The sequence below is a fragment of the Dryocola mayonis genome (assembly GCF_051307045.1).
Classification (GTDB): Bacteria; Pseudomonadota; Gammaproteobacteria; order Enterobacterales; family Enterobacteriaceae; genus Dryocola.
On record NZ_CP150452.1, the window covers coordinates 304,778 to 330,264 of the forward strand.

Sequence of the window (25,487 nt, forward strand, 5' to 3'; positions counted from 1 at the left end):
ATGCAGGTCTTACATGTATGTTCTGAAATATTCCCACTGTTAAAAACAGGCGGTCTTGCGGATGTTATCGGTGCGCTACCCGCCGCCCAGCTGGCGGGCGGCGTGGACACCCGCGTATTGCTGCCCGCCTTTCCGGATATCCGTCGTGGTGTCGCCGATGTGCAGGTGGTTGCCCACCGCGATACCTTCGCGGGTCATATGACTTTGTTATATGGCCACTTCAACGGCGTGGGGATTTACCTGATTGACGCGCCCCATTTATACGACAGGCCAGGAAGCCCTTACCACGACACCAACCAGTTCGCGTATCCCGATAACGTGCAGCGTTTTGCGCTGCTTGGATGGGTGGCCTGCGAGATGGCCTGCGGGCTGGATCCCTTCTGGCGCCCGGAAATCGTGCATGCCCATGACTGGCATGCGGGCCTTGCGCCGGCCTATCTGCACGCGCGCGGCAACCCGGCAAAGTCGGTCTTCACCGTGCACAACCTGGCCTATCAGGGGCTGTTTTACGCCCATCATATGAACGATATCGGCCTGCCCTGGTCGTTCTATGACGTCAACGGCCTGGAGTTTAACGGTCAAATTTCGTACTTGAAAGCGGGCCTTTATTATGCTGATCATATTACGGCGGTAAGCCCGACCTACGCGCGGGAAATCACCGAGCCGCATTTTGCCAACGGCATGGAAGGGCTGCTGCGCCAGCGCCATCGTGAAGGGCGTCTGTCCGGCATCCTTAACGGCGTCGATGAAAAAATTTGGGATCCCGCCCACGACCTGCTGCTTGCCGCGCGCTACAACCGCGACACGCTGGAGGAGAAGGCCGAGAACAAGCGCCAGCTGCAGATTGCGATGGGGCTGAAGGTCAACGACAAGGCGCCGCTGTTTGCGGTGGTGAGCCGTTTAACCAGCCAGAAAGGGCTGGATCTGGTGCTCGAAGCGCTGCCGGGGTTACTTGAGCAGGGCGGACAGCTGGCGCTGCTCGGCGCGGGCGACCCGGTGCTGCAGGAAGGGTTCCTGGCGGCCGCGGCAGAACATCCCGGCCAGGTCGGCGTGCAAATCGGCTATCACGAGGCCTTCTCGCACCGCATTATGGGCGGCGCGGATGTGATTCTGGTGCCAAGCCGTTTTGAGCCCTGCGGCTTAACGCAGCTATACGGGCTGAAGTACGGCACCTTGCCGCTGGTGCGGCGGACGGGTGGGCTTGCGGATACGGTTTCAGACAGCTCGCTGGAAAACCTGGCGGACGGTATCGCCAGCGGATTTGTTTTTGAAGACAGCAATGCCTGGTCGTTGTTAAGAGCGATCCGGCGTGCCTTCGTGTTGTGGTCCCGCCCGTCGCTGTGGCGATTTGTCCAGCGCCAGGCCATGGGTATGGATTTTAGCTGGCAGGTGGCGGCGCAGTCTTACCGCGATCTTTATCAACGCTTGATGTAATTATCCAGGAATCACCGATATGAACGCACCCTTTTCCTATGCATCACCCACGCTTAGCGTCGAGGCGTTAAAGCACTCGATCGCCTATAAGCTGATGTTTACGGTGGGCAAGGACCCTGCTATCGCCAACAAGCACGAGTGGCTTAACGCCACTTTGTTTGCCGTGCGCGACCGCCTAGTGGAACGCTGGCTGCGTTCTAACCGTGCCCAGCTTTCCCAGGAAGTCCGCCAGGTTTACTACCTGTCGATGGAGTTTCTGATTGGCCGCACGCTCTCTAACGCCCTGCTGTCACTGGGTATTTATGACGATGTGAAAAACGCCCTGGAAGAGATGGGCCTCGATCTGGAAGAGCTGATCGACGAAGAGAACGACCCGGGCCTCGGCAACGGCGGCCTTGGGCGTCTTGCCGCCTGTTTTCTTGATTCGCTGGCGACCCTCGGCCTGCCGGGACGCGGCTACGGCATCCGCTACGACTACGGCATGTTTAAGCAAAACATCGTCGACGGCCGGCAGAAAGAGTCCCCGGATTACTGGCTGGAATATGGCAATCCCTGGGAATTCAAACGTCACAACACCCGCTATAAAGTGCGTTTCGGCGGCCGCGTGCAGCTCGAAGGCAAAAAATCCCGCTGGGTGGAAACCGAAGAGATTCTTGCGGTCGCCTATGACCAGATTATCCCCGGTTACGACACCGACGCCACCAACACGCTGCGCCTGTGGAACGCGCAGGCAAGCAGCGAAATCAACCTTGGGAAATTCAACCAGGGCGACTACTTCGCTGCGGTAGAAGATAAGAACCATTCGGAAAACGTCTCGCGCGTGCTTTATCCGGACGACTCCACCTATTCCGGACGCGAACTGCGTCTGCGCCAGGAGTATTTCCTGGTTTCGGCCACGGTGCAGGACATCCTCAGCCGCCACTACCAGCTGCATAAAACCTACGCCAACCTTGCGGATAAAATCGCGATTCACCTCAATGACACCCATCCGGTGCTGTCTATTCCTGAGCTGATGCGCCTGCTTATCGATGAGCACAAATTTAGCTGGGAGGACGCCTTTGAGGTGACCTGCCAGGTCTTCTCGTATACCAACCACACGCTGATGAGCGAAGCGCTGGAAACCTGGCCGGTGGATATGCTCGGCAAAATCCTGCCGCGCCATCTGCAAATTATCTTCGAGATTAACGACTACTTCCTGAAAACCGTTCAGGAGCAGTATCCGAGCGACAACGGCCTGCTGGGGCGTACGTCGATTATCGACGAGTCAAACGGACGCCAGGTGCGTATGGCCTGGCTTGCGGTAGTCGCCAGCCATAAGGTCAACGGCGTTTCCGAGCTGCACTCCAACCTGATGGTGCAGTCGCTGTTCGCGGATTTTGCGGCCATCTTCCCGATGCGTTTTTGCAATAAAACCAACGGCGTGACGCCAAGACGCTGGCTGGCGCTGGCGAACCCGCCGCTTTCGGAGGTGCTGGATGAAATTATCGGCCGCACCTGGCGCACCGATCTCAGCCAGCTCAGCGAGCTGAAACAGCACATCGACTACCCGACGGTTCATCAGGATGTGCGCAAAGCGAAGCTCGCCAACAAGAAGCGCCTGGCGGAGTATATCGGCCAGCAGCTCAACGTGGTGGTGAACCCCAATGCGCTGTTTGATGTGCAGATCAAACGTATTCACGAGTACAAGCGCCAGCTGATGAACGTGCTGCACGTTATCACGCGCTATAACCGCATTAAGGCTGACCCCACTGCCGAATGGGTGCCGCGCGTGAATATCTTCGCCGGTAAAGCCGCTTCGGCGTATTACATGGCGAAGCATATTATTCATCTCATCAACGACGTGGCGGCGGTCATCAACAACGATCCGGTGGTTAAAGACCGGCTGAAAGTGGTGTTTATTCCAAACTACAGCGTGAGCCTGGCGCAGCTTATTATTCCGGCGGCGGATCTCTCCGAGCAGATCTCACTTGCCGGTACGGAAGCGTCGGGAACCAGCAATATGAAGTTTGGCCTGAACGGCGCGCTGACTATCGGCACGCTTGACGGCGCAAACGTCGAAATGCTCGAGCACGTAGGGGCGGATAACATCTTTATCTTCGGTAATACGGCGGAAGAGGTCGAAGAGCTGCGGCGCAACGGCTATAACCCGCGTGAGTATTATGAAAAAGACGAGGAGCTGCATCAGGTGCTGACGCAAATAGGCACCGGCATGTTCAGCCCCGGCGAGCCAACGCGCTACCGGGATCTGCTGGATTCGCTGATCAACTTTGGCGACCACTATCAGGTGCTGGCAGATTACCGCAGCTACGTGGACTGCCAGGATAAGGTGGACGAGCTGTATCGTCAGCCGGAAGAGTGGACGATTCGCGCTATGCACAATATCGCCAATATGGGCTATTTCTCATCCGACAGGACGATTCAGGAATACGCCGACGAGATTTGGCATATTAAACCGGTGCGGTTGTAATTAATAAGCGGGCAATTTATTGATTGCCCGCTTTTTTATTGGCTACAAATATTTGGATAATATCTGCTTTTACTCTCTAATAGTTGCATCATCCGCACCTTTATAACCATCCTAAGAAAACTAAGAGAAATGCCCGACCATTATTCTGAAAAATGAATAAACAGAGGGTGCCTGATTTTGCACCGTGTAATATCCGTGACGACGATAAATAAATGGAAAGAATAAACATAGTTAAAAGGATATTACTATGGCCTGGATTTATGAACAAGCTACCGGCGTGCTGAAGCGGGAGGGCCGTGAAGTGGCGCGGATACGCGGGTAAAGATAATGCAAAGAACAACCCGGCGATGCAAAACCTGTCTGATATGGGGCCCCTTCCTCGTGGTAATTACACCATTACCGGTAATCCTTTTACGTATCCTCATACCGGACAATATTCCATCAGGCAGCGCCCTGCGCCGGGTAATATAATGTATGGCAGATCCGGCTTTCTTATTCATGGCGATAGCCGACAAAATCCGGGAGCGGCGGCGAACGGCTGCATTATTTTGCCGTTGCACATTCGTCAGATGATAGGGGACAGTGGGGACAGACAGCTGGAGGTTATACGTTGAAAAGGACTATCATTGCAGCGCTGGCTATTATGCCTTTTTACGCTCAGGGCCGCGCAGGATTGTCACGCATGGCCGATGAATATGGCACAGGCGTGGCTGAAAAACGCTCACGTTGTCGATATCACCCAGCTCGATCATAAGAAAACAGAAATCAAACTGTTGGCCGAAGAGAAAAAGAGTAAAACGTTTATTACCCAGCTATACCATTTTATTTTTTATGACAGAGCCGGCGGGCGTTATGAAGTCATCACCCAGAATGATGCTTCTGACGTAGAGTGTTCAATCAGCGGGGTGAATACCTGGCCGATCGCCCAAAGGGATATTACGCATTAACCAGGGCTTTCAGGGCAGGGCTAAACGAAGGTGTAATGCACATTGTCGAACCTGTTTAAATATTGCGGCTTATGGTGAAAGGAACCAGTTAACGCTGATAAATTCTTAGACTGTTTTTCACCCTCTCCCTTTCAGGAAGAGGGGTGGAATAGCCGTAAATTTAGCACAGCTCCAGCTGTACATTATTATCCGCGATTACCTGCATCACGCCCGCGGGCGGCAGTATATCCGTATAAACCTGATCCACCAGGCTAATGCTGCCTAAGTTTACCATCGCGTTGCGGCCAAACTTCGAATGATCGACGACCAGCATCACGCAGCGGGAGTTATCAATGATGGCGCGTTTGGTGCGTACTTCGTGATAGTCAAACTCCAGCAGCGAGCCGTCGCCGTCGATGCCGCTGATCCCCAGAATGCCGAAGTCCAGGCGGAACTGGGAGATAAAGTCGAGCGTGGCTTCGCCGATGATGCCGCCGTCGCGGCTGCGCAGCTCGCCGCCTGCCAGAATGATGCGGAAATCTTCCTTAACCATCAGCGTATTGGCGACGTTCAGGTTGTTGGTCACCACGCGCAAATTGCTGTGGTCTAAAAGCGCGTGGGCAACGGCTTCAGGCGTGGTGCCGATGTCGATAAACAGCGTGGCGCCGTTCGGGATCTGGCTGGCCACCTTACGGGCGATACGCTCTTTCTCTGCCGTTTGGGTCGCTTTGCGGTCATGCCATGAGGTGTTCACCGAGCTGGACGGCAACGCCGCGCCGCCGTGGTGGCGCATAATCATATTCTGCTCGGCAAGGTCGTTCAGATCGCGGCGAATGGTCTGCGGGCTGACCGAAAATTGCTCCACCAGCTCTTCGGTGCTGACGTATCCCTGTTTTTTAACCAGTTCTACAATGGCGTCGTGTCGTTGTGTTTGCTTCACGCTCTACTCCTGATTCTTATGTTCGTTTTCGCGCATGCAGAGTATCGACCAGCGCCATCGCCAGGCCCACAAGTAAGCCGGTAACGTGTGCGGCGTTGGCGATCGACATTCCTAAAATATCGAAGTAGCCCAGCACGATCCACAGCACCGCAAAGGCCATCAGGCCGCGCTGCATATAGATTCCGCTTTCAGGGTCCCGCTCGCCTCTGAGCCATACATAGCCCATCAGCGCGTAAACCGTGCCCGATAACCCGCCGAATAACGGGCCGCTGAATCTGGCCTGCACGTAGCCGCTAAGCAGCGCAGAGATAATGGTCAGGGTAATCAGCTTGCCGCTGCCAAGACGCTTCTCCAGCGGGCCGCCGAGATACCACCACCATAGCAGGTTGAAAACGATATGCAGCAGTGAAAAGTGCATCAGCGCGTGGCTGAAATAGCGCCAGAATTCATAGCGCAGGCTGTCGGCGTAGGGCCAGGCGAGCCAGACCATAACGGTACGGTCGCCCAGCGCCTGCATGGCCAGATAAACCAGCACGCAGGCGGCGATTACCGCAAGCGTAAAGGGCCCGGCTTTTTGCCGGATGGTGGTAAGGAAAGGGTAGCGCTGGTAGCGCAGGCCCGCTTGCGGTATCGCCCGCAGCCCAGCTTGCCGCCAGATAGCGCGGATCGCCGGGATTGGCGAGGAACCTTTCCAGCTCCTGGCGAACCCGGCTTTCCTGGCCGTCGTCAGCAAGCCAAACGTCGCTTTGATGATGCTGCTGGATAGTGAGAATAACGCCCTGCGTCGCCATATAGTCGACAAACGCCTGTGCGACCCGCGGGTTGGCAAACGAGGTGATCATAATCATAGGGTTTTCAACCAAATCCGTACAAAAGGAAGCAGTATACCCGCAATGCGCAGGTTTCCTGAACCTTAAGCTGCGCCGCGATCGACTTCCGCCGGGAAATGACGATGCCAGGCATCAAAGCCGCCGTCTACGCTATAAACGCTGTCGTAGCCCTGTTGCAGCAGGTACTGGGCCGCGCCTTTACTGCTGTTGCCGTGATAGCACATCACCATTACGGGGGTGGCGAAATCGGTCTGCTGCATAAAGGCGACCAGGCGGTCATTGGTCAGGTGAAAGGCGCCCGGCGTGTGGCCCATGGCAAAGCTTTGCGGATCGCGAATATCCACTAATACCGCCAGTTTCTGATGCAGCTTCTGGTGCGCTTCTTCCACACCGATACATTCAAATTGATCCATAGCTTGCTCGTGTACATATAAGGAAAGGGGAACGGGCTCGACGTCATACTAAGCGAAACCCGCCTCTGGCCGCTGATATTAACGCCATTATGTTATCCATATCACGCAGAAATGTTTTTTTCTCGTTACCAAAAAGCCGGACACTTGCTATTATGAGCGATAACGAACATTTATGAGCTTTAACGAAAGTGTGCGAGGACAGCATGGAAACCAAAGATCTGATAGTCATTGGCGGCGGCATTAACGGCGCCGGTATCGCGGCAGACGCAGCAGGCCGCGGCCTTTCTGTACTAATGCTGGAGGGGCAAGACCTGGCCTGCGCAACGTCCTCCGCCAGCTCAAAACTGATTCACGGCGGCCTGCGCTATCTGGAACATTACGAGTTCCGCCTGGTGAGCGAGGCGCTGGCCGAACGCGAAGTGCTGTTGAACATGGCGCCGCATATCGCCTTCCCGATGCGCTTCCGCCTGCCTCATCGTCCGCATTTACGTCCGGCATGGATGATCCGCGTTGGTCTGTTTATGTACGATCACCTCGGTAAACGCACCAGCCTGCCGGCCTCCACCGGTTTGCGTTTTGGCGCAGATTCGGTCCTGAAGCCTGAAATCGTGCGCGGTTTCGAATATTCCGACTGCTGGGTGGACGACGCGCGGCTGGTTCTGGCGAACGCGCAGATGGTGGCGCAAAAAGGCGGCGAGGTGAAAACCCGTACCCGCGCAACCCGCGCACGGCGCGAAAACGGCCACTGGATTGTCGAAGCCGAGGATATCGATACCGGCGAAACCTTTAGCTGGCGCGCCCGCGGCCTGGTGAACGCCACCGGCCCGTGGGTAAAAGATTTCTTCGACGACGGCCTGCAGCTTCCTTCGCCGTACGGCATCCGCCTGATCAAAGGCAGCCATATCGTTGTGCCGCGCGTGCATAGCCAGAAGCAGGCCTATATCCTGCAAAACGAAGATAAACGTATCGTGTTTGTTATCCCGTGGCTGGACGAGTTTTCGATTATCGGCACCACCGACGTGGAGTACAAAGGCGATCCGAAAGCGGTGCATATCGACGAGAGCGAAGTGAAATATCTGCTGGATGTGTACAACGAACACTTCAAAAAGACGCTCTCGCGTGAAGACGTGGTGTGGACCTATTCCGGCGTGCGTCCGCTTTGCGATGATGAGTCCGATTCGCCGCAGGCCATTACCCGCGATTACACGCTTGATATCCATGACGAAAACGGTAAGGCTCCGCTGCTGTCCGTGTTTGGCGGCAAGTTGACCACCTATCGCAAACTTGCCGAGCACGCGCTGGACAAGCTGCAGGCTTACTACCCGAAAATCGGCCCGGCCTGGACTAAAGGCAGCAAATTGCCGGGCGGGGATATCAACGGCGATCGCGATGATTTCGCCGCGCAACTGCGCCGTCGCCACTCCTTCCTGAGCGAAGGCCTGGCGCGCCGCCTTGCGCGCACCTACGGCAGCAACAGCGAGCTGATCCTCAGGGACGTGAAATCGATTGAGGATTTAGGCGAGAACTTCGGGCACGAGTTTTATGAAGCCGAACTGCGCTATCTGGCCGAACATGAGTGGGTTAAGCGCGTCGATGACGCCATCTGGCGCCGCACCAAGCTGGGCATGTGGCTGACCGACGAACAGCAGGCGCGGGTGGCGCAGTGGCTGGCAAAGCGGGTGAGTAAACCTTCCCTGTCGCTGGCTTCGTGAGGAAAAGGTGGATGACGCTTGTGCTTCTCCACCTGACAAATTCAAGACGGGTTTGCAGGCAGGATAAGCCTGCAAACCCGATATTGCTTTAAACGCCGTATCCCATCATCTTCAGCAGCTTCTGCGCGTGCTGCACGGCATCCTGACGGTGCGCCACGCCCAGCTTCTGATACAGGTTGCGGATATGCGTTTTGATGGTGGTCGCCGCCACGTCCAGCTCGCCTGCGATTTGTTCGTTGCTGTAGCCGGAATAAATCAGCCCCAGCACCTGCCATTCACGCTGGGTTAACGGGCTGGTGCGTATCAGCTCCGGCACTTCCGGGTGCGTCAGCAGGCGGTTAACGAAGTTTTCGTCGAAGTGCGCGAACTTGTGGCGGTGATGCTGGTTAATCTCGCGCAGAATGCGCTGGGCGCGGTGCTGATCCAGCTCCGGCAGCGTGTTGAGCTGGATTAGCTGGCGCAGCTGCTGCGCCATGGCTTCGCCTTCAATCACAAAGTGGCTGATAAATCCGGTACGGTTGGCCAGCGCCAGCGCTTCGAGCAGCACGCGCTGCGCGTCGCTTTTACGGCCAGACTGCCAGTAAAGCTGGTTTAGCAGCAGCAGGTTGCGGTTGAGATCGCTCATCAGACGCAGGCTGCGCGCGTTTTCGTTCAGCTCCTCCAGCACCATCTCCGCCGGCTCGAACTCGCCCAGCAGGATCTGCACGCGGGCGATATTGCGCCACTGGCTTTGCAGGAAGTGGTTGTTGGCGAATTCCGGTTTTGGCGTCTGGCGTAACCAGTTAGCGGCAGACTTTTTGTCGCCGGTCATTTGCCAGTAAATTACCCTTACCTTATCGGCGTTAGACACCCAGTCGCTGTGATACGGCCCGTTGCCCAGCAGGTTCTCAAGACGGTTCAGATGGCTACGGGCGTTATCAAGATCGCCGCGTGCCAGCGAGCACTGCACCAGCAGCGCCAGGCATTGCAGCTGCTGCTGAGGCTGGTAGCCGGAAAGCACCTCCACGCCGTAGCGAGCCGAAGCCTCGGCTTCATCAAGGCGCGCCCATGCCCACAGCAGCTGCGCGCGAATACGCAGCAGGAATTCGTGCAGCGGCAGCTGCTCAAGGTGCTGTTCGCGGATCAGGATAAAGGCTTTTTCCTGCGTCTCCCAGGCCGCCTGCAGGAAGCCCTGGGCCAGCAGGATTTCGCTTTGCTGGATCAGGCTCCACAGCGCGTAATGCCAGACGTCGTGGCGGCGGGCCATCTGTTCAGTTTGCTGCATCACCGACAGGGATTTGGTCAGATCGCCTTTACAGTGCAGTACCTCGCCGTGAACGGAGGTGGCGACGATGCGGCTGTAGTAGTTGGCCAGCGGCAGCATATCAAGGGCGATCATCGCCAGGCGTTCGGCCTCGACCGGGTCGCCGTCGTTGATGGCGACCTGAGCGCGCAGGGCGTTGAATTCGCCGTGCAGCGTGTCGTCCATTTCCAGGTTCATTTCCTGCTCGGCCCGCGCCAGCAGCAGGTTAACCTCACTGTAGCGGTGCTGGCTTTGCATCAGCCAGGCCTGCAGCAGCACCAGCTTCGGATTCTCCAGCAGGCTTTCCCACGGCAGCGCCTTCAGGGACTCTTCCAGCAGCGTAAGCTCGCTGTGGTTAAACAGCGCCCAGGCATGGTGCAGCAGAATATCGCGCAGCATGCTGGCGTCGCCCGCGGGCCAGCGCGTGGTGAATGGCTTCGCTCGGGAAACCTTGCGCCATCCAGCTTTCGGCGGCGGCACGGTGAATATCAGGCAGCTCGGCGGCAAGCTCCCACTGGCAGCGCTGGCGCAGGAAGCTGCCGAAAAGAGGATGGAAACAGAACCATTCGCCGGAATCGTCCATGCGCTGCATAAAAAGGCCCTGACGCTCGGTCTCTTCCAGGCGCATCTGGCCGTTTTCTTCGCCGGTAACGCGCACGATTAGCGCATCGTTCATTGAGCGCAGAATGGAGCTGCGCAGCAGGAAGTTGCGCGTATCCGCATCCACGTTATCCAGCACCTCATCCACCAGATAGTCGGAAAGATGGCTGGCGTTGATGCCGGAAAGGCGGCGCGCGGAGTGGTGCGCCGAGGTGCTGCTTTGGCGCGCGGAGAGGGCGATAAGCTGCAGGGCGGTAGCCCAGCCGGCGACGTCGTCACACAGGCGGCTGCTGTCCACCGGCTCAATCGAGGTATTCAGGCGGCAGTCAAAGAACTGTTTCGCTTCCTGATGGTTAAAGGCGAGCTGCTGGCTGCCGATTTCCAGAAGCTGATCGCGCACGCGCAGGTTGGCGATGCCAAGCTGCGGCAGGTTGCGCGATAACACCACCAGCGTGAGATTTTCCGGCTGGTGGCGAATGAAAAAACGCATCGCTTCGTGAATAACCGCGTTTTTGATTAGGTGATAATCATCAATCACCAGGAATAACGGGCGATGCCATTCCGCCAGCTCGATAAACAGCTGTGAGAACAGCGAAGAGAGGCTCGCATACTGGCGTTTTTGCGCCATCACTTCGCTGCTGACGCAGTGGCCGCCGGTCGCCTGCTGAATGGCGGTAACCAGATAGCTGGCAAAGCGTTCTTGCTGGTTGTCGCCCTCGTCAAGAGAGTACCAACCTAACTCATTTTTCCCTGCTGCCCACTGGGAGACCAGTGTGGTTTTGCCATAGCCTGCGGGGCTGGTTATCAACGCCAGGCGATAATTAGCGGCGGTTGATAGCTTCACCAACAGGCGGTCGCGAACCACGGTATTTTCCAGACGCACCGGGCGACTCAATTTGGATGGGATCAACATAGTGTCACTTCACTGTGTGTAGAAATTGTGTACAGGAATGAGTTTTTTTACGCTTCGTAATTAATGCTTACCGTAAAGGTCGGCCAGATTCGCTCTTATTGCAAGGGCGTTGAACTTTCGGTGAGTGTTAAGTTGCACCTTGTCACAATTCCATATGTTTATTGCATGGCTTTTATACTATGCATTCATTTTTCATTATTTCTGAACGCCCGTTTCCCGCGCCGTACCTGCAAAGAAAGCGGTTTCATTCGCCGGCAAAAAAACGAATGTACTGGCACGTTTGTTGTCCGAATTTGGGTGGGATTTTGCCCTGCGTAGCACAGTTTTAAGTGGCCGCGATCACACTTTTAGCTCATCCCTGCCGCTCCTCCTGGTCTTTTCCCCCTCAGGATGAGGAATAAGCCCAGGCCGCCCTGCACACTAGCGGGCAATGAATTTAGAACATCAAAGGATCCGATCCCCTATGTCACAGCTGACCTTCAAAAAAGAACAGTTTCAGGCTGCGCTGACCCGTCAGTGGCAGCGTTACGGTCTTCATGCCGCCAGCGAAATGACCCGCCAGCAGTGGTGGCACGCCGTGAGCGGCGCGCTGGCTGAGCTGCTGGCCGCGCAGCCGGCAGCCAAACCTCAGGCGCAACAGCGCCACGTTAACTACATCTCAATGGAGTTTTTAATTGGCCGCCTGACCGGTAATAACCTGCTGAACCTCGGCTGGTATCAGGACGTGGCGGACGAGCTGCAGGCCTTTGATATCAACCTGACGGACCTGCTTGAAGAAGAGACCGACCCGGCGCTGGGCAACGGCGGCCTGGGACGCCTGGCGGCCTGTTTCCTGGATTCTATGGCGACGGTAGGCCAGTCAGCGATCGGCTACGGCCTGAATTACCAGTACGGGCCTGTTCCGCCAGTCCTTCAAGGACGGCCAGCAGAAGGAAGCGCCGGACGACTGGCATCGCGGCAGCTATCCGTGGTTTCAGCATAACTCCGCGCTCGACGTGCAGGTCGGCGTGGGCGGTAAGGTTATTAAAGACGGCAAAAACGCGCGTTGGGAACCGGCTTTCGTCTTCCAGGGCGAGGCCTGGGATTTGCCGGTGCTCGGCTACCGTAACGGCGTCGCCCAGCCGCTGCGCCTGTGGCAGGCAAAACATGCGCACCCGTTTGATCTGACTAAATTTAACGACGGCGATTTCCTGAAGGCGGAGCAAGCCGGCATCGACGCGGAAAAGCTGACCAAGGTTCTCTATCCGAACGACAATCACCTCAACGGCAAAAAGCTGCGCCTGATGCAGCAGTACTTCCAGTGTGCCTGTTCGGTGGCGGATATTTTACGCCGGCATCACCTGGCGGGCCGCAGGCTGGCGGAGCTTGCGGATTACGAAGTGATTCAGCTTAACGATACGCACCCGACCATCGCCATTCCGGAACTGCTGCGCGTGCTGATTGACGAGCACCAGCTGAGCTGGGACGACGCCTGGGCCATCAGCAGTAAAACCTTCGCCTACACCAACCACACCCTGATGCCGGAAGCGCTGGAGTGCTGGGACGAGAAGCTGGTGAAAGCGCTGCTGCCGCGCCACATGCAAATCATCAACGAAATCAACGCGCGTTTCAAAAAGCTGGTCGTGAAAACCTGGCCGGGCGATGAAGCGGTATGGGCGAAGCTTGCGGTGGTGTACAACAAGCAGGTTCGCATGGCGAACATGTGCGTTGTAAGCGGTTTCGCGGTGAACGGCGTGGCCGCGCTGCACTCCGATCTGGTAGTGAAAGATCTGTTCCCGGAATACCACCAGCTGTGGCCGAACAAATTCCATAACGTCACCAACGGCATCACGCCGCGCCGCTGGATTAAACAGTGTAACCCGGCCCTTTCCGCGCTTATCGATAAGAAGCTGAAAAAAGAGTGGGCGAACGATCTGGACGTGCTCGAAGGGCTGGAAAAATACGCTGACGATGCGAATTTCCGTAAAGAATACCGCGAGATTAAATACCAGAATAAAGTGAAGCTGGCGGCGTTTGTGAAGGCGCGCACCGGCATCATCATCAGTCCTGACGCGCTGTTTGACGTGCAGATTAAACGCCTGCACGAGTACAAACGCCAGCACCTGAACCTGCTGCACATTCTGGCGCTGTACAAGGAAATCCGCGAAAACCCGCAGGCGGCCCGCGTTCCGCGCGTGTTCCTGTTCGGCGCAAAAGCGGCGCCGGGCTATTACCTGGCGAAAAACATCATCTTCGCCATTAACAAGGTGGCGCAGGCGATTAACAACGATCCTGTGGTCGGCGACCAGCTGAAAGTCGTGTTCCTGCCGGATTACTGCGTTTCAGCGGCGGAAATCATGATTCCCGCGGCGGATATCTCCGAGCAAATCTCCACCGCGGGTAAAGAAGCCTCCGGCACCGGCAACATGAAGCTCGCCCTGAACGGCGCGCTGACCGTGGGCACGCTGGACGGCGCCAACGTCGAAATCGCCGAGAAGGTGGGCGACGAAAACATCTTTATTTTCGGCCACACCGTGGAAGAAGTGAAGGCCCTGAAAGCCAAAGGCTACGACCCGGTGAAATGGCGTAAGAAAGACAAAGCCCTTGATGCGGTACTGAAAGAGCTGGAGAAGGGCGTTTACGCCGGGGGTGATAAGCACGCCTTCGACCAGATGCTGCACAGCATCGGTAAGCAGGGCGGCGACCCGTATCTGGTGATGGCTGACTTTACCGCCTACGCCGCGGCGCAAAAGCAGGCCGATGCGCTGTATCTCGACCAGGAAGCCTGGACCCGCGCCGCCATCCTGAACACCGCTCGCTGCGGCATGTTCAGCTCGGATCGCTCTATTCGAGATTATCAGCAACGCATCTGGCAGGCTAAGCGCTAAGGGAGAGACATGGACAGCAAACGCCTTGATAACGCCGCGCTGGCGGCAGGAATTAGCCCGAACTACATCAACGCGCACGGTTTGCCGCAGGCCATTCCGGCGGATACCAAGCTGCGCTTGCTGGAAGCCATGAGCCGTACCGCTACCCCTAAAAAGGTGGCGGTCACCCCGGTGCCAAACGTTCAGGTGTTTACCGCCGGAACGAAGATGGCGCTGCCGCTGGAAGGCCACGGCGAGTTTAGCTGGCAGCTGACCACGGAAGAGGGGAAACAGCATCACGGGCAAGCCGCGGCGGGTAAAAAGCTCGCGCTGCCCGCCAGGCTGCCGGAGGGCTACCACGAGCTTACCGTTAGCCAGAACGAACACCGCTGGCAGTGCCGGGTGATCGTGGCGCCGAAGCGCTGCTATGAGCCCGAGGCGCTGCTGCAGGACCAGAAGCTGTGGGGCGCCTGCGTGCAGCTTTACACTTTGCGCTCCGCCCATAACTGGGGCATCGGCGACTTTGGCGATCTGCAGCGCATGCTGGTGGACGTTGCCAAACGCGGCGGCTCCTTTATCGGCCTGAACCCGATTCACGCGCTCTACCCGGCGAACCCGGAAAGCGCAAGCCCGTACAGCCCGTCGTCGCGCCGCTGGCTGAACGTTATCTATATCGACGTTAATGCGGTAGACGATTTTCTTTTAAGCGACGAGGCCCAGGCCTGGTGGAAGATGGCGACCACCCAGCGGTCGCTAAAATCCGTGCGCGACGCGGAGTGGGTCGACTATGCCACCGTAACCGCGCTGAAGATGGCGGCGCTGCGCATGGCCTGGAAACAGTTCTCAAAGCGCACGGCGCGCGATGAGCAGGTGCAGGCATTCAGGGCGTTTGTGGCAAGCGGCGGCGAGAGCCTCTATTTTCAGGCCGCTTTCGACGCGCTGCACGCCTGCCAGGTTAAAGAAGATGAAATGCGCTGGGGCTGGCCGGTGTGGCCGGAAGGCTTGCGCGACGCCCGCAATCCGCAGGTGAAAGCCTTCTGCAGCGAGCACAGCGACGAGGTGGATTTCTTCCTGTGGCTGCAGTACCTGGCCCATATCCAGTTTGAAGGCTGCTGGCAAACCAGCCAGGGCTTTAAAATGCCCATCGGGCTGTACCGCGATTTGGCGGTGGGCGTGGCGGAAGGCGGATCGGAAACCTGGTGCGACCGCGAGCTGTACTGCCTGAAGGCGTCAGTCGGCGCGCCGCCGGATATTCTTGGCCCTCTCGGCCAGAACTGGGGGCTGCCGCCGATGGATCCGCACGTGATTACCGCGCGGGCCTATCAGCCTTACATCGAGCTGCTGCGCGCCAATATGACCAACTGCGGCGCGCTGCGCATCGACCATGTGATGTCAATGCTGCGTCTGTGGTGGATCCCCTACGGTGAAACCGCGGATAAGGGCGCGTATGTGCATTATCCGGTGGACGATCTGCTGTCGATTCTGGCGCTGGAAAGCAAGCGTCACAGTTGCATGGTGATCGGCGAGGATCTGGGGACGGTGCCGGTTGAGATCGTCGCCAGGCTGCGCGACAGCGGGGTTTACTCGTATAAGGTGCTCTATTTCGAGCACGACGACGAGAAGCAGTTCCGCGCGCCGAAAGCCTGGCCGAAGCAGTCGATGGCCGTGGCCACCACCCACGACCTGCCGACGCTACGCGGCTACTGGGAAAGCGGCGATTTAACGCTGGGCAAAACGCTGGGGCTCTATCCAGACGAAGACTTGCTGGCCGGTTTGTATCAGGATCGCGAACGCGCCAAACAGGGCCTGCTGAACGGTCTGCACGAGTACGGCTGCCTGCCGAAGCGCGCGGGGCACAAAGCTTCGCTGATGGCGATGACGGCAACGCTTAACCGCGGCATGCAGCGTTACATCGCCGACAGCAACAGCGCGCTGCTGGGGCTGCAGCCGGAGGACTGGCTGGGCATGGCGGAGCCGGTCAATATCCCGGGCACCAGCTATCAGTACAAAAACTGGCGTCGCAAGCTGTCGACTTCGCTTGAAGCGATGTTTGCCGATGACGGCGTCAATAAGCTGCTGAAGGATTTGGATAAGCGGCGCAGAAAGGGCTAAAAAAATAATTCCCCCGCAAAGCGGGGGAATGTAAATCAGTAGTAAGAGTGCTCGCCGCGCTGGTGTTCGGTGAGATCGCGAACGCCTTTTAGCTCCGGGAACTCAGCCAGCAGCTGTTTCTCAATGCCTTCTTTCAGGGTCACATCGACCATGGAACAGCCGTTACAGCCGCCGCCGAACTGCAGGATAGCCAGCCCGTCATCGGTGATTTCCATCAGCGTAACGCGGCCGCCGTGGCCTGCCAGCTGCGGGTTAACGGTCGCCTGCAGCATGTACTCCACACGCTCCATCAGCGGGGCATCGTCGGCCACCTTACGCATTTTGGCGTTCGGCGCTTTCAACGTCAGCTGGGAGCCAAGCTGGTCGGTAACAAAATCGATTTCTGCGTCTTCGAGGTAAGGCGCGCTCAGTTCGTCGACATAAGCGGTCAACTGCTCGAATTTTAACGCTGTGTCACTTGCTTCAACCGCATCCGGCGGGCAATAGGACACGCCGCACTCCGCATTAGGAGTACCGGGATTGATAACGAATACGCGGATTTGCGTCCCTTCTTCCTGACCTGCCAGCAGTTTGGCGAAGTGAGATTGTGCAGTATCGGAAATACGGATCATAACGATTGCTCAATAGTTGACTATTTTAGTCGGTTATAATACGCCCATCATCGAGGGTCTACAAGGTTCGACAAAGGCACCATACCTGGATAGTCGCCGCACCCTGCTTTTTCAGCAGCCGCGCGATTTCCGCCACGGTACTGCCCGTCGTGACGACATCATCCACAATAACCATATGGCGACCCGCTACCGGAAATTCAACCCTGAATGCGCCCCTGAGATTGCCACGGCGTAGCCTCGCGCTTAGCTGATGCTGCGTCGCCGTGGCGCGGACTCGCCTGACGGACGCCTGCTGGAAATCGCATTGCAACCAGCGCGCAAGCGGCGCGGCGAGCAGGGCGCTTTGGTTAAATCCCCTGCGCCAGGCGCGGCGGGAATGCAGCGGCACGCTGAGGATTATCTCCGGTTTTGGCACTGAGGCGGCGCGTAAAGCCGTCAGAACCTTCAGCAGCAGCAGGCGTGACAGCGCCGGAGCGAGCGCGGTAGCGGCGCAAAATTTCAGCTGGTGAATAAGCGAGGTGAGGGGCGGACGGTAGTCGGTGACGAATAGCAGCCTGTCCCAGGGCGGCGGCTCCCGCAGGCAGCGGCCGCACGAGGAAACGCCCGGCGCGGCGGGCAAGCCGCAGCGCGGACAGCAGGACGGCGGCGCGGGCAGCGCCAGGACGCAGCGCGAGCAAAGCCCCCATGTCGGACAGGCAAGAGGCATACGGCATAGCCAACACAGCCCCGGGATTGTTAGCATATTCGCTTCCATGCATTTGAAAACGAGAACGGTAACCGATGAGCGAACTTTGGTGGCAGACAAAAGGTGAGGGAAATATTGATCTTGTGCTGCTGCACGGATGGGGACTGAACGCCGAGGTGTGGCATTGCATTAGCGCGCAATTAAGCTCGCAGTTTCGTTTGCACCTGGTCGACCTGCCGGGCTACGGACGCAGCCGGGGCTTCGGGGCGCTGACGCTGCCGGAGATGGCCGAAATCGTGCTGGCGTGGGCGCCAGAGCAGGCCGTTTTCCTCGGCTGGAGCCTGGGCGGGCTGGTGGCCAGCCAGATTGCGCTTGCCCATCCCGAACGCGTACGCGCGCTGGTTACCGTAGCTTCTTCACCCTGCTTTAGCGCCCGGGAAGGCTGGCCGGGCATCAAGCCGGAGGTGCTGGCCGGCTTCCAGCAGCAGCTGAGCGATAATTTCCAGCGTACCGTAGAACGCTTTCTGGCCTTGCAAACGATGGGAACGGATACCGCCCGCCAGGACGCACGACTGTTAAAAGCCGTGGTGCTTGAGCAGCCGATGCCGGATGTTGAGGTGCTAAACGGCGGGCTGGAGATCCTCAAAACCGTCGATTTGCGCGCACGGCTTGCCGATCTGACCATGCCTTTTTTGCGGCTGTACGGCTATCTCGACGGGCTGGTGCCGCGCAAAGTCGCACCCTTGCTTGACGAACGCTACCCGGACAGCGGGTCCATTATCTTCCCTAAGGCGGCCCATGCGCCGTTTATCTCCCATCCGCACGACTTCTGCGCAGCGTTAACGGAATTGAAAAATCGTCTGCAAGAATAGGCGCGCGGCGTGGCGAAAAGCCGGTTTCCCTCTGATACTCAATCTGTTCGCAGGTGAGAACGGTGGGCGCCCGCCGTCAGGCTATGCGCCCGGCTACAGTCTAAACGGTACTTATGGAGAGAGAAGTTTATGAAACTGGTTACAGGCATGGTTACTTCGTTACTGATCGGAGCCGTATCTTTTGGCGCTATGGCAGCCCAGGAGCTGCAAAAATTCAAAGTCAAAGAGATGAATTTGACTAAAATCGGCACCATAGTGACCAACAGCACCTCTTCGCCGATGGATGCTAAAAAGGATCTCTCTGAAAAAGCCGATAAGCTGGGCGGCACCTACTTTGTCGTCACCAGCGGTGAGAAATACACCAAGGACGTTCATGCTACGGCAGACGTTTACAAGTAAGTTTTACCAGAAGAAAGGCGGGAGAAATCCCGCCTTTTTTGTTGCTAGCCCGCAAGCGTCCATACTTCACGGATACATTTTTTCCCTTCCGGACAGCTTTTGCAGCTTCCCGTCAGGCAGTCGGTCGGGTCTTCCTGCAGCCGCATCGCTTTGCCCATCGCTTCCAGGCGCCCGAGCATCGCGTTAACCAGCGGCAGCGGGGTGGCAAGCTGTTGGCTTATCTGCGCGGCCTCAAGGCGGCCCTGCAGCGCCAGGGCGTTACGGATGGCTATCAGGCTTGCCATGATTCCCCCTTAGTGACAGTCGACGGCGCTGGTTTCGCAGCAGGCGGGCCGCGGCCGTTTTACGCGTTGCCAGCAGGCTGACGTCGACGCGGCTGCGCGCGCGGCGTAAACAGCCAATCAGCACCACGTTAAACAGCAGCACGGCGAGGATGCACGCCAGGCTGTAGTGCGGATGCGCCTTAAAGGTGACGGTCTGGTAGTAGAGCGTTGACAGTGAGTAAGCGATGTTCAGCCCCCACAGCACGGAAAACGTCATCCAGCCCCGGCTCGATTCGCGGGCCACTGCGCCCATTACCGAGATGCAGGGAATATAAAGCAGCACGAAAATCAGATAGCTGTAGGCCGCCGCGGCGCTGCCGAATTTGCTGCTCATCACGCCCATGGTGCCCGTCGCCATTTCACCGTCGCCCTTGCTGGCTTCGATAGGGTTGGCGAGCACGCTCAGGCTGAAGGTGTCTTTCAGGCTCTGCCAGGTTTCGCCGGCGGCGGCCCCCAGCTCTTCAGGCAGGCTGAAGCTTTCGGCGTCGAAGGCTTCGTTGTGTATGTCTTCAGCGGTGTAGAGGGTGTTTAGCGTGCCGACCACCACCTCTTTCGCCATCGCGCCGGTAAACAGGCCGACGGTCGCCTGCCAGTTATCCTCATGCACGCCGATAGGCTTAAGCAGCGGCGTTAAAATGCGGCTGACGGAAGCGAGCGCCGAGTCGTTAATGTTATCGACGGGTTTACCGCTAAAGGAAAAGCTGTTCAGCGCGCCGATGAAAATACTCACCACCACGATGACTTTACCGGCGCGCAGCACGAAGCCCTTCAGGCGCTGCCAGGTTTGCAGCAGCAGGCTTTTCAGGTGCGGCACGTGGTATACGGGCAGCTCCATCACGAAAGGCGAGGCTTCGCCGCGCATGATGGTGTGCTTGAGCATCAGGCCGGTCAGAATGGCCATTACGATGCCAAGCATGTAGAGCGAGAAGACAACCAGCGCGCCCTGCTGGCCGAAGAACGCCGCGGCGAACACCGCGAAGATAGCCAGACGCGCGCCGCAGGACATGAAGGGCGCCATCATGATGGTCATCAGGCGTTCACGCGGCGCGTCGAGAGTACGCGCGCCCATCACCGACGGTACGTTACAGCCGAAGCCGACGATCAGCGGCACGAAAGATTTGCCCGGCAGGCCGAGAGACTGCATAAGCCTGTCCATCACAAAAGCCGCGCGCGCCATGTAGCCGGAATCCTCAAGGAAGGAGAGGAACAGGTACATCATGCCGATTTGCGGCACCAGCGGCAGCACGGTGTTAATGCCGCCGCCGATCCCCTGGGCGAAGAAAATGGTTAACCAGTCCGGGAAGTGCAGCGTGTAGCCCACCCATTGGATGCCGTGGATAAAGATAGCCGCCGAGCCGCCGTCGAAAATAGGCTGCAGCGCGCCGCCGATGTTAATCGCCAGCAGGAACATCAGGTACATCACCAGCATAAACACCGGCAGGCCGAGGAAGCGGTTAAGGATAATTTTATCCAGCATGGCGGTCAGGCGGTGCGGTTCGGCCGTCAGGCTGTTGCTGACGGCGTCGCAGATGGCGGCGATGCACTGGTAGCGCGCATCGGCAATCAGCAGGGCCGGGTCTTCGCCAGCCTCCGCCAGCCGGCTGCGCACGTTTTCCAGCTTATCCGTCTCGCTTCCGGCGAAGGCCTGGCTGTAGATATCGCCTTCCAGCATCTGCAGCGCCAGCCAGCGGCGCTGTTGTTCAGGCATCTGCGCAGACATGTCGGCGGCCAGGCTATCGGCTTCTTCTGATAGCGCCTGCGGGTAGAGCACCAGATCTGACGGGGTATTGGGCAGACGGCGGTCGATGGCCAGCTTCAGTCCTTCAATGCCGCGTCCGCGCGTGGAAACCAGCGGAATCACCGGGCAGCCCAGGCGCGCGGCGAGGGCGTCGATATCGATGCGGATAGCCTGCTTTTCGGCGATATCGAGCATGTTGAGCGCAACCACGCACGGAACGCCGAGTTCCAGCAGCTGTAGCGTCAGGTAGAGATTGCGTTCCAGGTTTGAAGCATCCACGACGTTGATCAGCAGGTCGGCATCGCCGCTGAGGATGTAGTGGCAGGCGATTTGCTCATCCAGCGAGGTTTGCGAAGAGATGGTGGTCAGGGAATAGGTTCCCGGCAAATCGACCAGCGTCACCTGGTGGGCCTGGGTTGAGAACTGGCCTTCTTTTCGTTCGACGGTGACCCCGGCCCCAGTTGCCGACGCGCTGCCGTGAACCGGTAAGCTGGTTAAACAGCGTGGTTTTTCCTGAGTTAGGATTGCCGATTAAGCCGATAGTTAAGTTTTTCATTTTTTTCGTGAACTAAAGAGAGTGAAAACCGGAGCGCGAACGCCCGTCCCGTTTGTCAGACAAGGGCTTCGACGTTTAATAATTCGAGATCTTTTTTACGCAAAACCAAATTGACGCGGCGCGTTTCGATATGAACCGGGTCGCCAAGGGGCGCCATGCGCACAACGTTAAAAGAAGAACCGGGCAGCATGCCGAGGGACAATAATTTTTGACGATAGGCCGGGCTTATTTCATGGGCAAAGCCGGTAATTTTCCACGCGCTTTTCGGTAAAAAATTCATAGGACCTTCTTAGAGCAAGACTCTGATTTATTACTGACGGAGCTACTGTATTCACCGGCACGTCCCTTTGCGCAGCGAGGCTTATTATCTTTTGATAAGAGGAGAAATAACGAACAAAACAATGATAATGAGAATGGTTTCTATCTTCAATAGTTATTTTATAAATGTGCGGGCGTTCACAAAGATTAAATGAAACAAAAAATGTTTTTATTTAAGAACAGGATTTGAAAGGATTTTTTTTCAATTAAGTCCTTTAATGGCAGCCGCTTATTCTGTGAGAAAAAGCATGGTCTATTTATATTTTATCAATGGATGTTGCCTTTGTATTTCACCTGTTAAATATATGATGCCGGTAAGTTTCAGCTTTGAGCGTTTATTGAAATAATATCGCTGAGCCGCGTGGGGCGTTAATTAAAGGATGAGTCCGGCTAATACTGAAACAGAATTAATAAAACGTATGAAAAGGCCTGGGGTAAATGCCGATAAATAAAGGGGCCGATTCAAACGGCCCCTTTTATATCATAATTATTTCTTACCAAACGCGGCGGCCAGCGCATCGCTCATCGCGCTGTTGCCGCTGCCGGCGTTATCCCGTCCGCGCGGTTTGGCCTGCTGCTGGGCCGGGCGACGAGGGTTGTTTTGCTCACGCGGCGCGCTGCCGCGGCGGCTGGAAGCTTCGCCCGGCTGCTCGTCGAGACGCATGGTCAGCGCAATACGTTTACGGGCAAGATCCACTTCCATCACCTTCACTTTGACGATATCGCCGGCCTTCACCACCTTATGCGGATCGTCGATGAATTTATCGGAAAGCGAAGAGATGTGCACCAGCCCGTCCTGATGCACGCCGATATCCACAAACGCGCCGAAGTTGGTGACGTTGGTGACCGCGCCTTCCAGCACCATGCCCGGCGTCAGGTCGTTCATGGTTTCGACGCCGTCGGCGAACTTCGCGGTTTTGAATTCCGGACGCGGATCGCGGCCGGGTTTCTCCAGCTCCTTGATGATGTCGGTCACCGTAGGCACGCCGAAGCGCTCGTCGGTGAACTCGCTCGCCTTCAGGCCGCGCAGCGCTTCACCGTTGCCCATCAGGTCGGCCAGCGCCTGTTCGGTTGCGGCGAGAATACGTTCTACAACCGGATAGGCCTCCGGGTGCACGGTTGATGCATCCAGCGGGTTATTGCCGTGGTTAATGCGCAGGAAGCCCGCGCACTGCTCAAAGGCTTTTGGCCCAAGGCGGCTTACTTTCAGCAGCTGCAGGCGATCCTGGAAGCGACCGTTTTCATCGCGCCAGTTAACGATGTTCTGCGCCATCATGCGCGTCAGGCCCGCCACGCGGGTTAACAGCGGCACCGAGGCGGTGTTCAGATCCACGCCCACGGCGTTAACGCAGTCTTCCACCACGGCGTCCAGCTTCTTCGCCAGCTGCGACTGGCTGACGTCGTGCTGATACTGGCCGACCCCGATGGATTTCGGATCGATTTTCACCAGTTCGGCGAGCGGATCCTGCAGGCGACGCGCGATGGAAACCGCGCCGCGAATCGAGACGTCCAGATCCGGGAACTCCAGCGCCGCAAGCTCGGAGGCGGAGTAAACGGAGGCGCCCGCTTCGCTGACAATCACTTTCTGCGCGGTGACTTTCGGGAACTGCTGCTGCACGTCGAGGAAGAAGCGTTCGGTTTCTCGGGAGGCGGTGCCGTTGCCGATAGCCACCAGCTCTACGTTATGCTTTTCGCACAGCGCGGCGACGACAGCGGCGGCTTTCGCGGCCTGGCCGGTGTGCGGGTAGATGGTGTCGGTGGCGACCAGCTTGCCGGTGGCGTCCACCACCGCCACTTTTACGCCGGTGCGCAGCCCCGGATCGAGGCCCATGGTGGCGCGCAGGCCGGCAGGCGCGGCCATTAACAGATCGTGCAGGTTGCGGGCAAAGACGTTAATGGCTTCTTCTTCGGCGCGTTCGCGCACGGCGCCCATCAGCTCGGTTTCCAGATGCATCAGCACCTTGATGCGCCAGGTCCAGCTCACCACGCCACGACGCCAGGCGTCCGCCGGGGCGTTGTTCAGGCGCAGGCCGAGATGGTCGATAATTATCTGCTCGCAGTAGCTTTCACGCGGCGGCTCGTCGTGCTGCGGATCGGCATTCAGCGCCAGCTGTAAAATTCCTTCGTTGCGGCCGCGGAACATGGCGAGGGCGCGGTGAGAAGGCACGCTGGCGACAGGCTCGCGATGATCGAAGTAGTCACGGAACTTCGCGCCTTCCTCTTCTTTGCCGCTGACCACGGCGGCGACCAGATGCGCGTTTTTCCACAGGTAGTTACGCACTTTTGCCAGCAACGCCGCGTCTTCGGCGAAACGCTCCATCAGGATGTAGCGGGCGCCGTCAAGCGCGGCTTTGGTATCGGCAACGCCTTTGTCGGCGTCAATGTAGCGGGCGGCTTCCTGCTCAGGATCGTGCGACGGCTCGTTCCACAGGGTTTCCGCCAGCGGCTCAAGGCCCGCTTCGATAGCGATCTGCCCGCGGGTACGGCGCTTTGGCTTATACGGCAGGTACAAATCTTCCAGCTCGGTTTTGCTCAGCGTGCCGTTAATGGCGCCGGCTAATTCGTCGCTAAGCTTGCCCTGCTCGGCGATGGATTTCAAAATGGCCTGGCGGCGGTCTTCCAGCTCGCGCAGATAGCTTAAACGTGTCTCCAGCTGGCGCAGCTGGGTGTCATCCAGACCGCCGGTGACCTCTTTACGATAACGTGCAATAAACGGCACGGTATTCCCTTCGTCGAGCAGGCGAACGGCTGCTTCAACCTGTTCGTTCCTGGCCTTTAGCTCACCGGCAATAATGCGGCAGAGTGAATCATTCATCATGGCTTTATCATCTGTGTAGTGCGTTTAATGCGGAAATTTCACAGGACAGTTATACGGACTGGAGGGCGAAAATACCAGCCGCGGCGCCCTGAACAAGAGGATTCGGAAGGATCCGTTACCGACAGCGGACTACTTCACATACTCGATTTTATTGACGTACCAGTGGGCTTCTCCGGCGGGGGTTTGCACCACGGCCAAATCTCCCTCTTCTTTTTTCAGCAGCGCGCGAGCCATAGGCGAGTCGATAGAGATGTAGTCCTTGCGGCCAAAAATTTCATCGTAGCCGACGATACGAAAGCGCAGCTGGCTGCCTTCATCATTTTCAATTTCCACCCAGGCGCCAAAGAACACTTTGCCTTCCTGCTGGGGTGAATAATCGACGATCTTGAGGTTTTCGAGGCATTTCGTCAGATAACGTACCCGGCGGTCTATTTCGCGCAGCCGTTTTTTGTTGTACTGGTAGTCGGCATTTTCGCTGCGGTCGCCGAGGCTTGCCGCCCAGGTGACCTTTTTGGTGACTTCCGGACGCTCTTCGCGCCACAGGTAATCCTTCTCTTGCCTGAGCTTTTCGTAGCCCTCGCGGGTAATCAATGGCGTTTTCATCGTTAGGCCTTCAGGGTGGATAAGAATGCGTTGATTTAAACCGATAAATCAGGGCGATGGCAATGGCGGTGATTTGCGAAGCCGCTCAT

The 25,487-nt window shown here is 57.5% G+C and carries 16 protein-coding genes and 4 pseudogenes; 9 read left to right on the forward strand and 11 right to left on the reverse strand.

The window, feature by feature from the left end; all coding sequences use genetic code 11:
- From glgA to WLO32_RS01375, 4 genes are all read left to right on the forward strand, one after another.
- Entirely contained in the window at positions 1 to 1,434 is a 1,434-nt protein-coding gene (gene glgA, locus WLO32_RS01360) for a glycogen synthase GlgA (RefSeq protein WP_435946940.1), read from the forward strand.
- Between the two features lie 19 nt (positions 1,435 to 1,453).
- Positions 1,454 to 3,901, forward strand: coding sequence for a glycogen phosphorylase (glgP, locus tag WLO32_RS01365; RefSeq protein WP_435946941.1), 2,448 nt, complete (start codon positions 1,454 to 1,456; stop codon positions 3,899 to 3,901).
- A gap of 365 nt (positions 3,902 to 4,266) precedes the next feature.
- Positions 4,267 to 4,515 carry a hypothetical protein gene (locus WLO32_RS01370; protein ID WP_435948226.1) on the forward strand — a complete coding sequence of 83 codons (249 nt, stop codon included), beginning with the start codon at positions 4,267 to 4,269 and terminating at the stop codon, positions 4,513 to 4,515.
- Between the two features lie 75 nt (positions 4,516 to 4,590).
- A complete protein-coding gene (locus WLO32_RS01375) occupies positions 4,591 to 4,848 on the forward strand; it encodes a hypothetical protein (RefSeq protein WP_435946942.1) in 258 nt (85 codons plus the stop codon).
- A gap of 160 nt (positions 4,849 to 5,008) precedes the next feature.
- On the opposite strand, the gene WLO32_RS01380 is transcribed toward WLO32_RS01375, so the two are convergent.
- From WLO32_RS01380 to glpE, 3 genes and pseudogenes are all read right to left on the reverse strand, one after another.
- Positions 5,009 to 5,767, reverse strand: a complete 759-nt coding sequence (locus tag WLO32_RS01380; protein WP_121267495.1) for a DeoR/GlpR family transcriptional regulator — start codon at positions 5,765 to 5,767, stop codon at positions 5,009 to 5,011.
- A gap of 16 nt (positions 5,768 to 5,783) precedes the next feature.
- A pseudogene (gene glpG, locus WLO32_RS01385) lies at positions 5,784 to 6,615 on the reverse strand (rhomboid family intramembrane serine protease GlpG).
- Between the two features lie 65 nt (positions 6,616 to 6,680).
- A complete protein-coding gene (gene glpE, locus WLO32_RS01390) occupies positions 6,681 to 7,010 on the reverse strand; it encodes a thiosulfate sulfurtransferase GlpE (RefSeq protein WP_435946943.1) in 330 nt (109 codons plus the stop codon).
- A 203-nt stretch (positions 7,011 to 7,213) separates the two neighbouring features.
- On the opposite strand from glpE, the gene glpD reads away from it, so the two are divergent.
- A complete protein-coding gene (gene glpD, locus WLO32_RS01395; protein ID WP_435946944.1) occupies positions 7,214 to 8,722 on the forward strand; it encodes a glycerol-3-phosphate dehydrogenase in 1,509 nt (502 codons plus the stop codon).
- Between the two features lie 88 nt (positions 8,723 to 8,810).
- Here the strand turns inward: glpD and malT are convergent.
- Positions 8,811 to 11,517 (reverse strand): annotated as a pseudogene (malT, locus tag WLO32_RS01400) (HTH-type transcriptional regulator MalT).
- 463 nt (positions 11,518 to 11,980) lie between these two features.
- Here malT and malP point away from each other — a divergent pair.
- A pseudogene (gene malP / locus WLO32_RS01405) lies at positions 11,981 to 14,384 on the forward strand (maltodextrin phosphorylase).
- A 9-nt stretch (positions 14,385 to 14,393) separates the two neighbouring features.
- Positions 14,394 to 16,475 (forward strand): 4-alpha-glucanotransferase, encoded by a 2,082-nt coding sequence (gene malQ, locus WLO32_RS01410; RefSeq protein WP_435946945.1) that lies wholly within the window; start codon positions 14,394 to 14,396, stop codon positions 16,473 to 16,475.
- A gap of 35 nt (positions 16,476 to 16,510) precedes the next feature.
- Here malQ and nfuA read toward each other — a convergent pair whose 3' ends face one another.
- A complete protein-coding gene (gene nfuA, locus WLO32_RS01415) occupies positions 16,511 to 17,086 on the reverse strand; it encodes a Fe-S biogenesis protein NfuA (RefSeq protein WP_121267488.1) in 576 nt (191 codons plus the stop codon).
- Between the two features lie 58 nt (positions 17,087 to 17,144).
- Positions 17,145 to 17,828: a DNA utilization protein GntX gene (gene gntX, locus WLO32_RS01420; RefSeq protein ID WP_435946946.1), complete on the reverse strand. Its 684-nt coding sequence runs from the start codon at positions 17,826 to 17,828 to the stop codon at positions 17,145 to 17,147.
- 38 nt (positions 17,829 to 17,866) lie between these two features.
- Here gntX and bioH point away from each other — a divergent pair, with 38 nt between their 5' ends.
- Together bioH and WLO32_RS01430 are read left to right on the forward strand one after the other, a co-directional pair.
- Entirely contained in the window at positions 17,867 to 18,643 is a 777-nt protein-coding gene (gene bioH, locus WLO32_RS01425; protein WP_435946947.1) for a pimeloyl-ACP methyl ester esterase BioH, read from the forward strand.
- Between the two features lie 129 nt (positions 18,644 to 18,772).
- Positions 18,773 to 19,042, forward strand: a complete 270-nt coding sequence (locus WLO32_RS01430; RefSeq protein ID WP_435946948.1) for a YdgH/BhsA/McbA-like domain containing protein — start codon at positions 18,773 to 18,775, stop codon at positions 19,040 to 19,042.
- A 44-nt stretch (positions 19,043 to 19,086) separates the two neighbouring features.
- Here WLO32_RS01430 and feoC read toward each other — a convergent pair whose 3' ends face one another.
- The 5 genes and pseudogenes from feoC to greB all read right to left on the reverse strand — a co-directional run bounded on the left by feoC (position 19,087) and on the right by greB (position 25,398).
- On the reverse strand, positions 19,087 to 19,326 hold the full coding sequence (gene feoC / locus WLO32_RS01435) for a [Fe-S]-dependent transcriptional repressor FeoC (protein WP_435946949.1): 240 nt from the start codon (positions 19,324 to 19,326) through the stop codon (positions 19,087 to 19,089).
- Positions 19,327 to 19,335: 9 nt separating this feature from the next.
- Positions 19,336 to 21,659: pseudogene (feoB, locus tag WLO32_RS01440) on the reverse strand (Fe(2+) transporter permease subunit FeoB).
- Positions 21,660 to 21,714: 55 nt separating this feature from the next.
- The gene (gene feoA / locus WLO32_RS01445; protein WP_435946950.1) at positions 21,715 to 21,939 is read right to left on the reverse strand and encodes a ferrous iron transporter A; all 225 of its coding nucleotides are present in this window, start codon (positions 21,937 to 21,939) and stop codon (positions 21,715 to 21,717) included.
- Positions 21,940 to 22,464: 525 nt separating this feature from the next.
- Entirely contained in the window at positions 22,465 to 24,795 is a 2,331-nt protein-coding gene (locus tag WLO32_RS01450) for a Tex family protein (RefSeq protein ID WP_435946951.1), read from the reverse strand.
- A 129-nt stretch (positions 24,796 to 24,924) separates the two neighbouring features.
- Positions 24,925 to 25,398, reverse strand: a complete 474-nt coding sequence (gene greB / locus WLO32_RS01455) for a transcription elongation factor GreB (RefSeq protein WP_435946952.1) — start codon at positions 25,396 to 25,398, stop codon at positions 24,925 to 24,927.
- Positions 25,399 to 25,487: the final 89 nt, after the last annotated feature.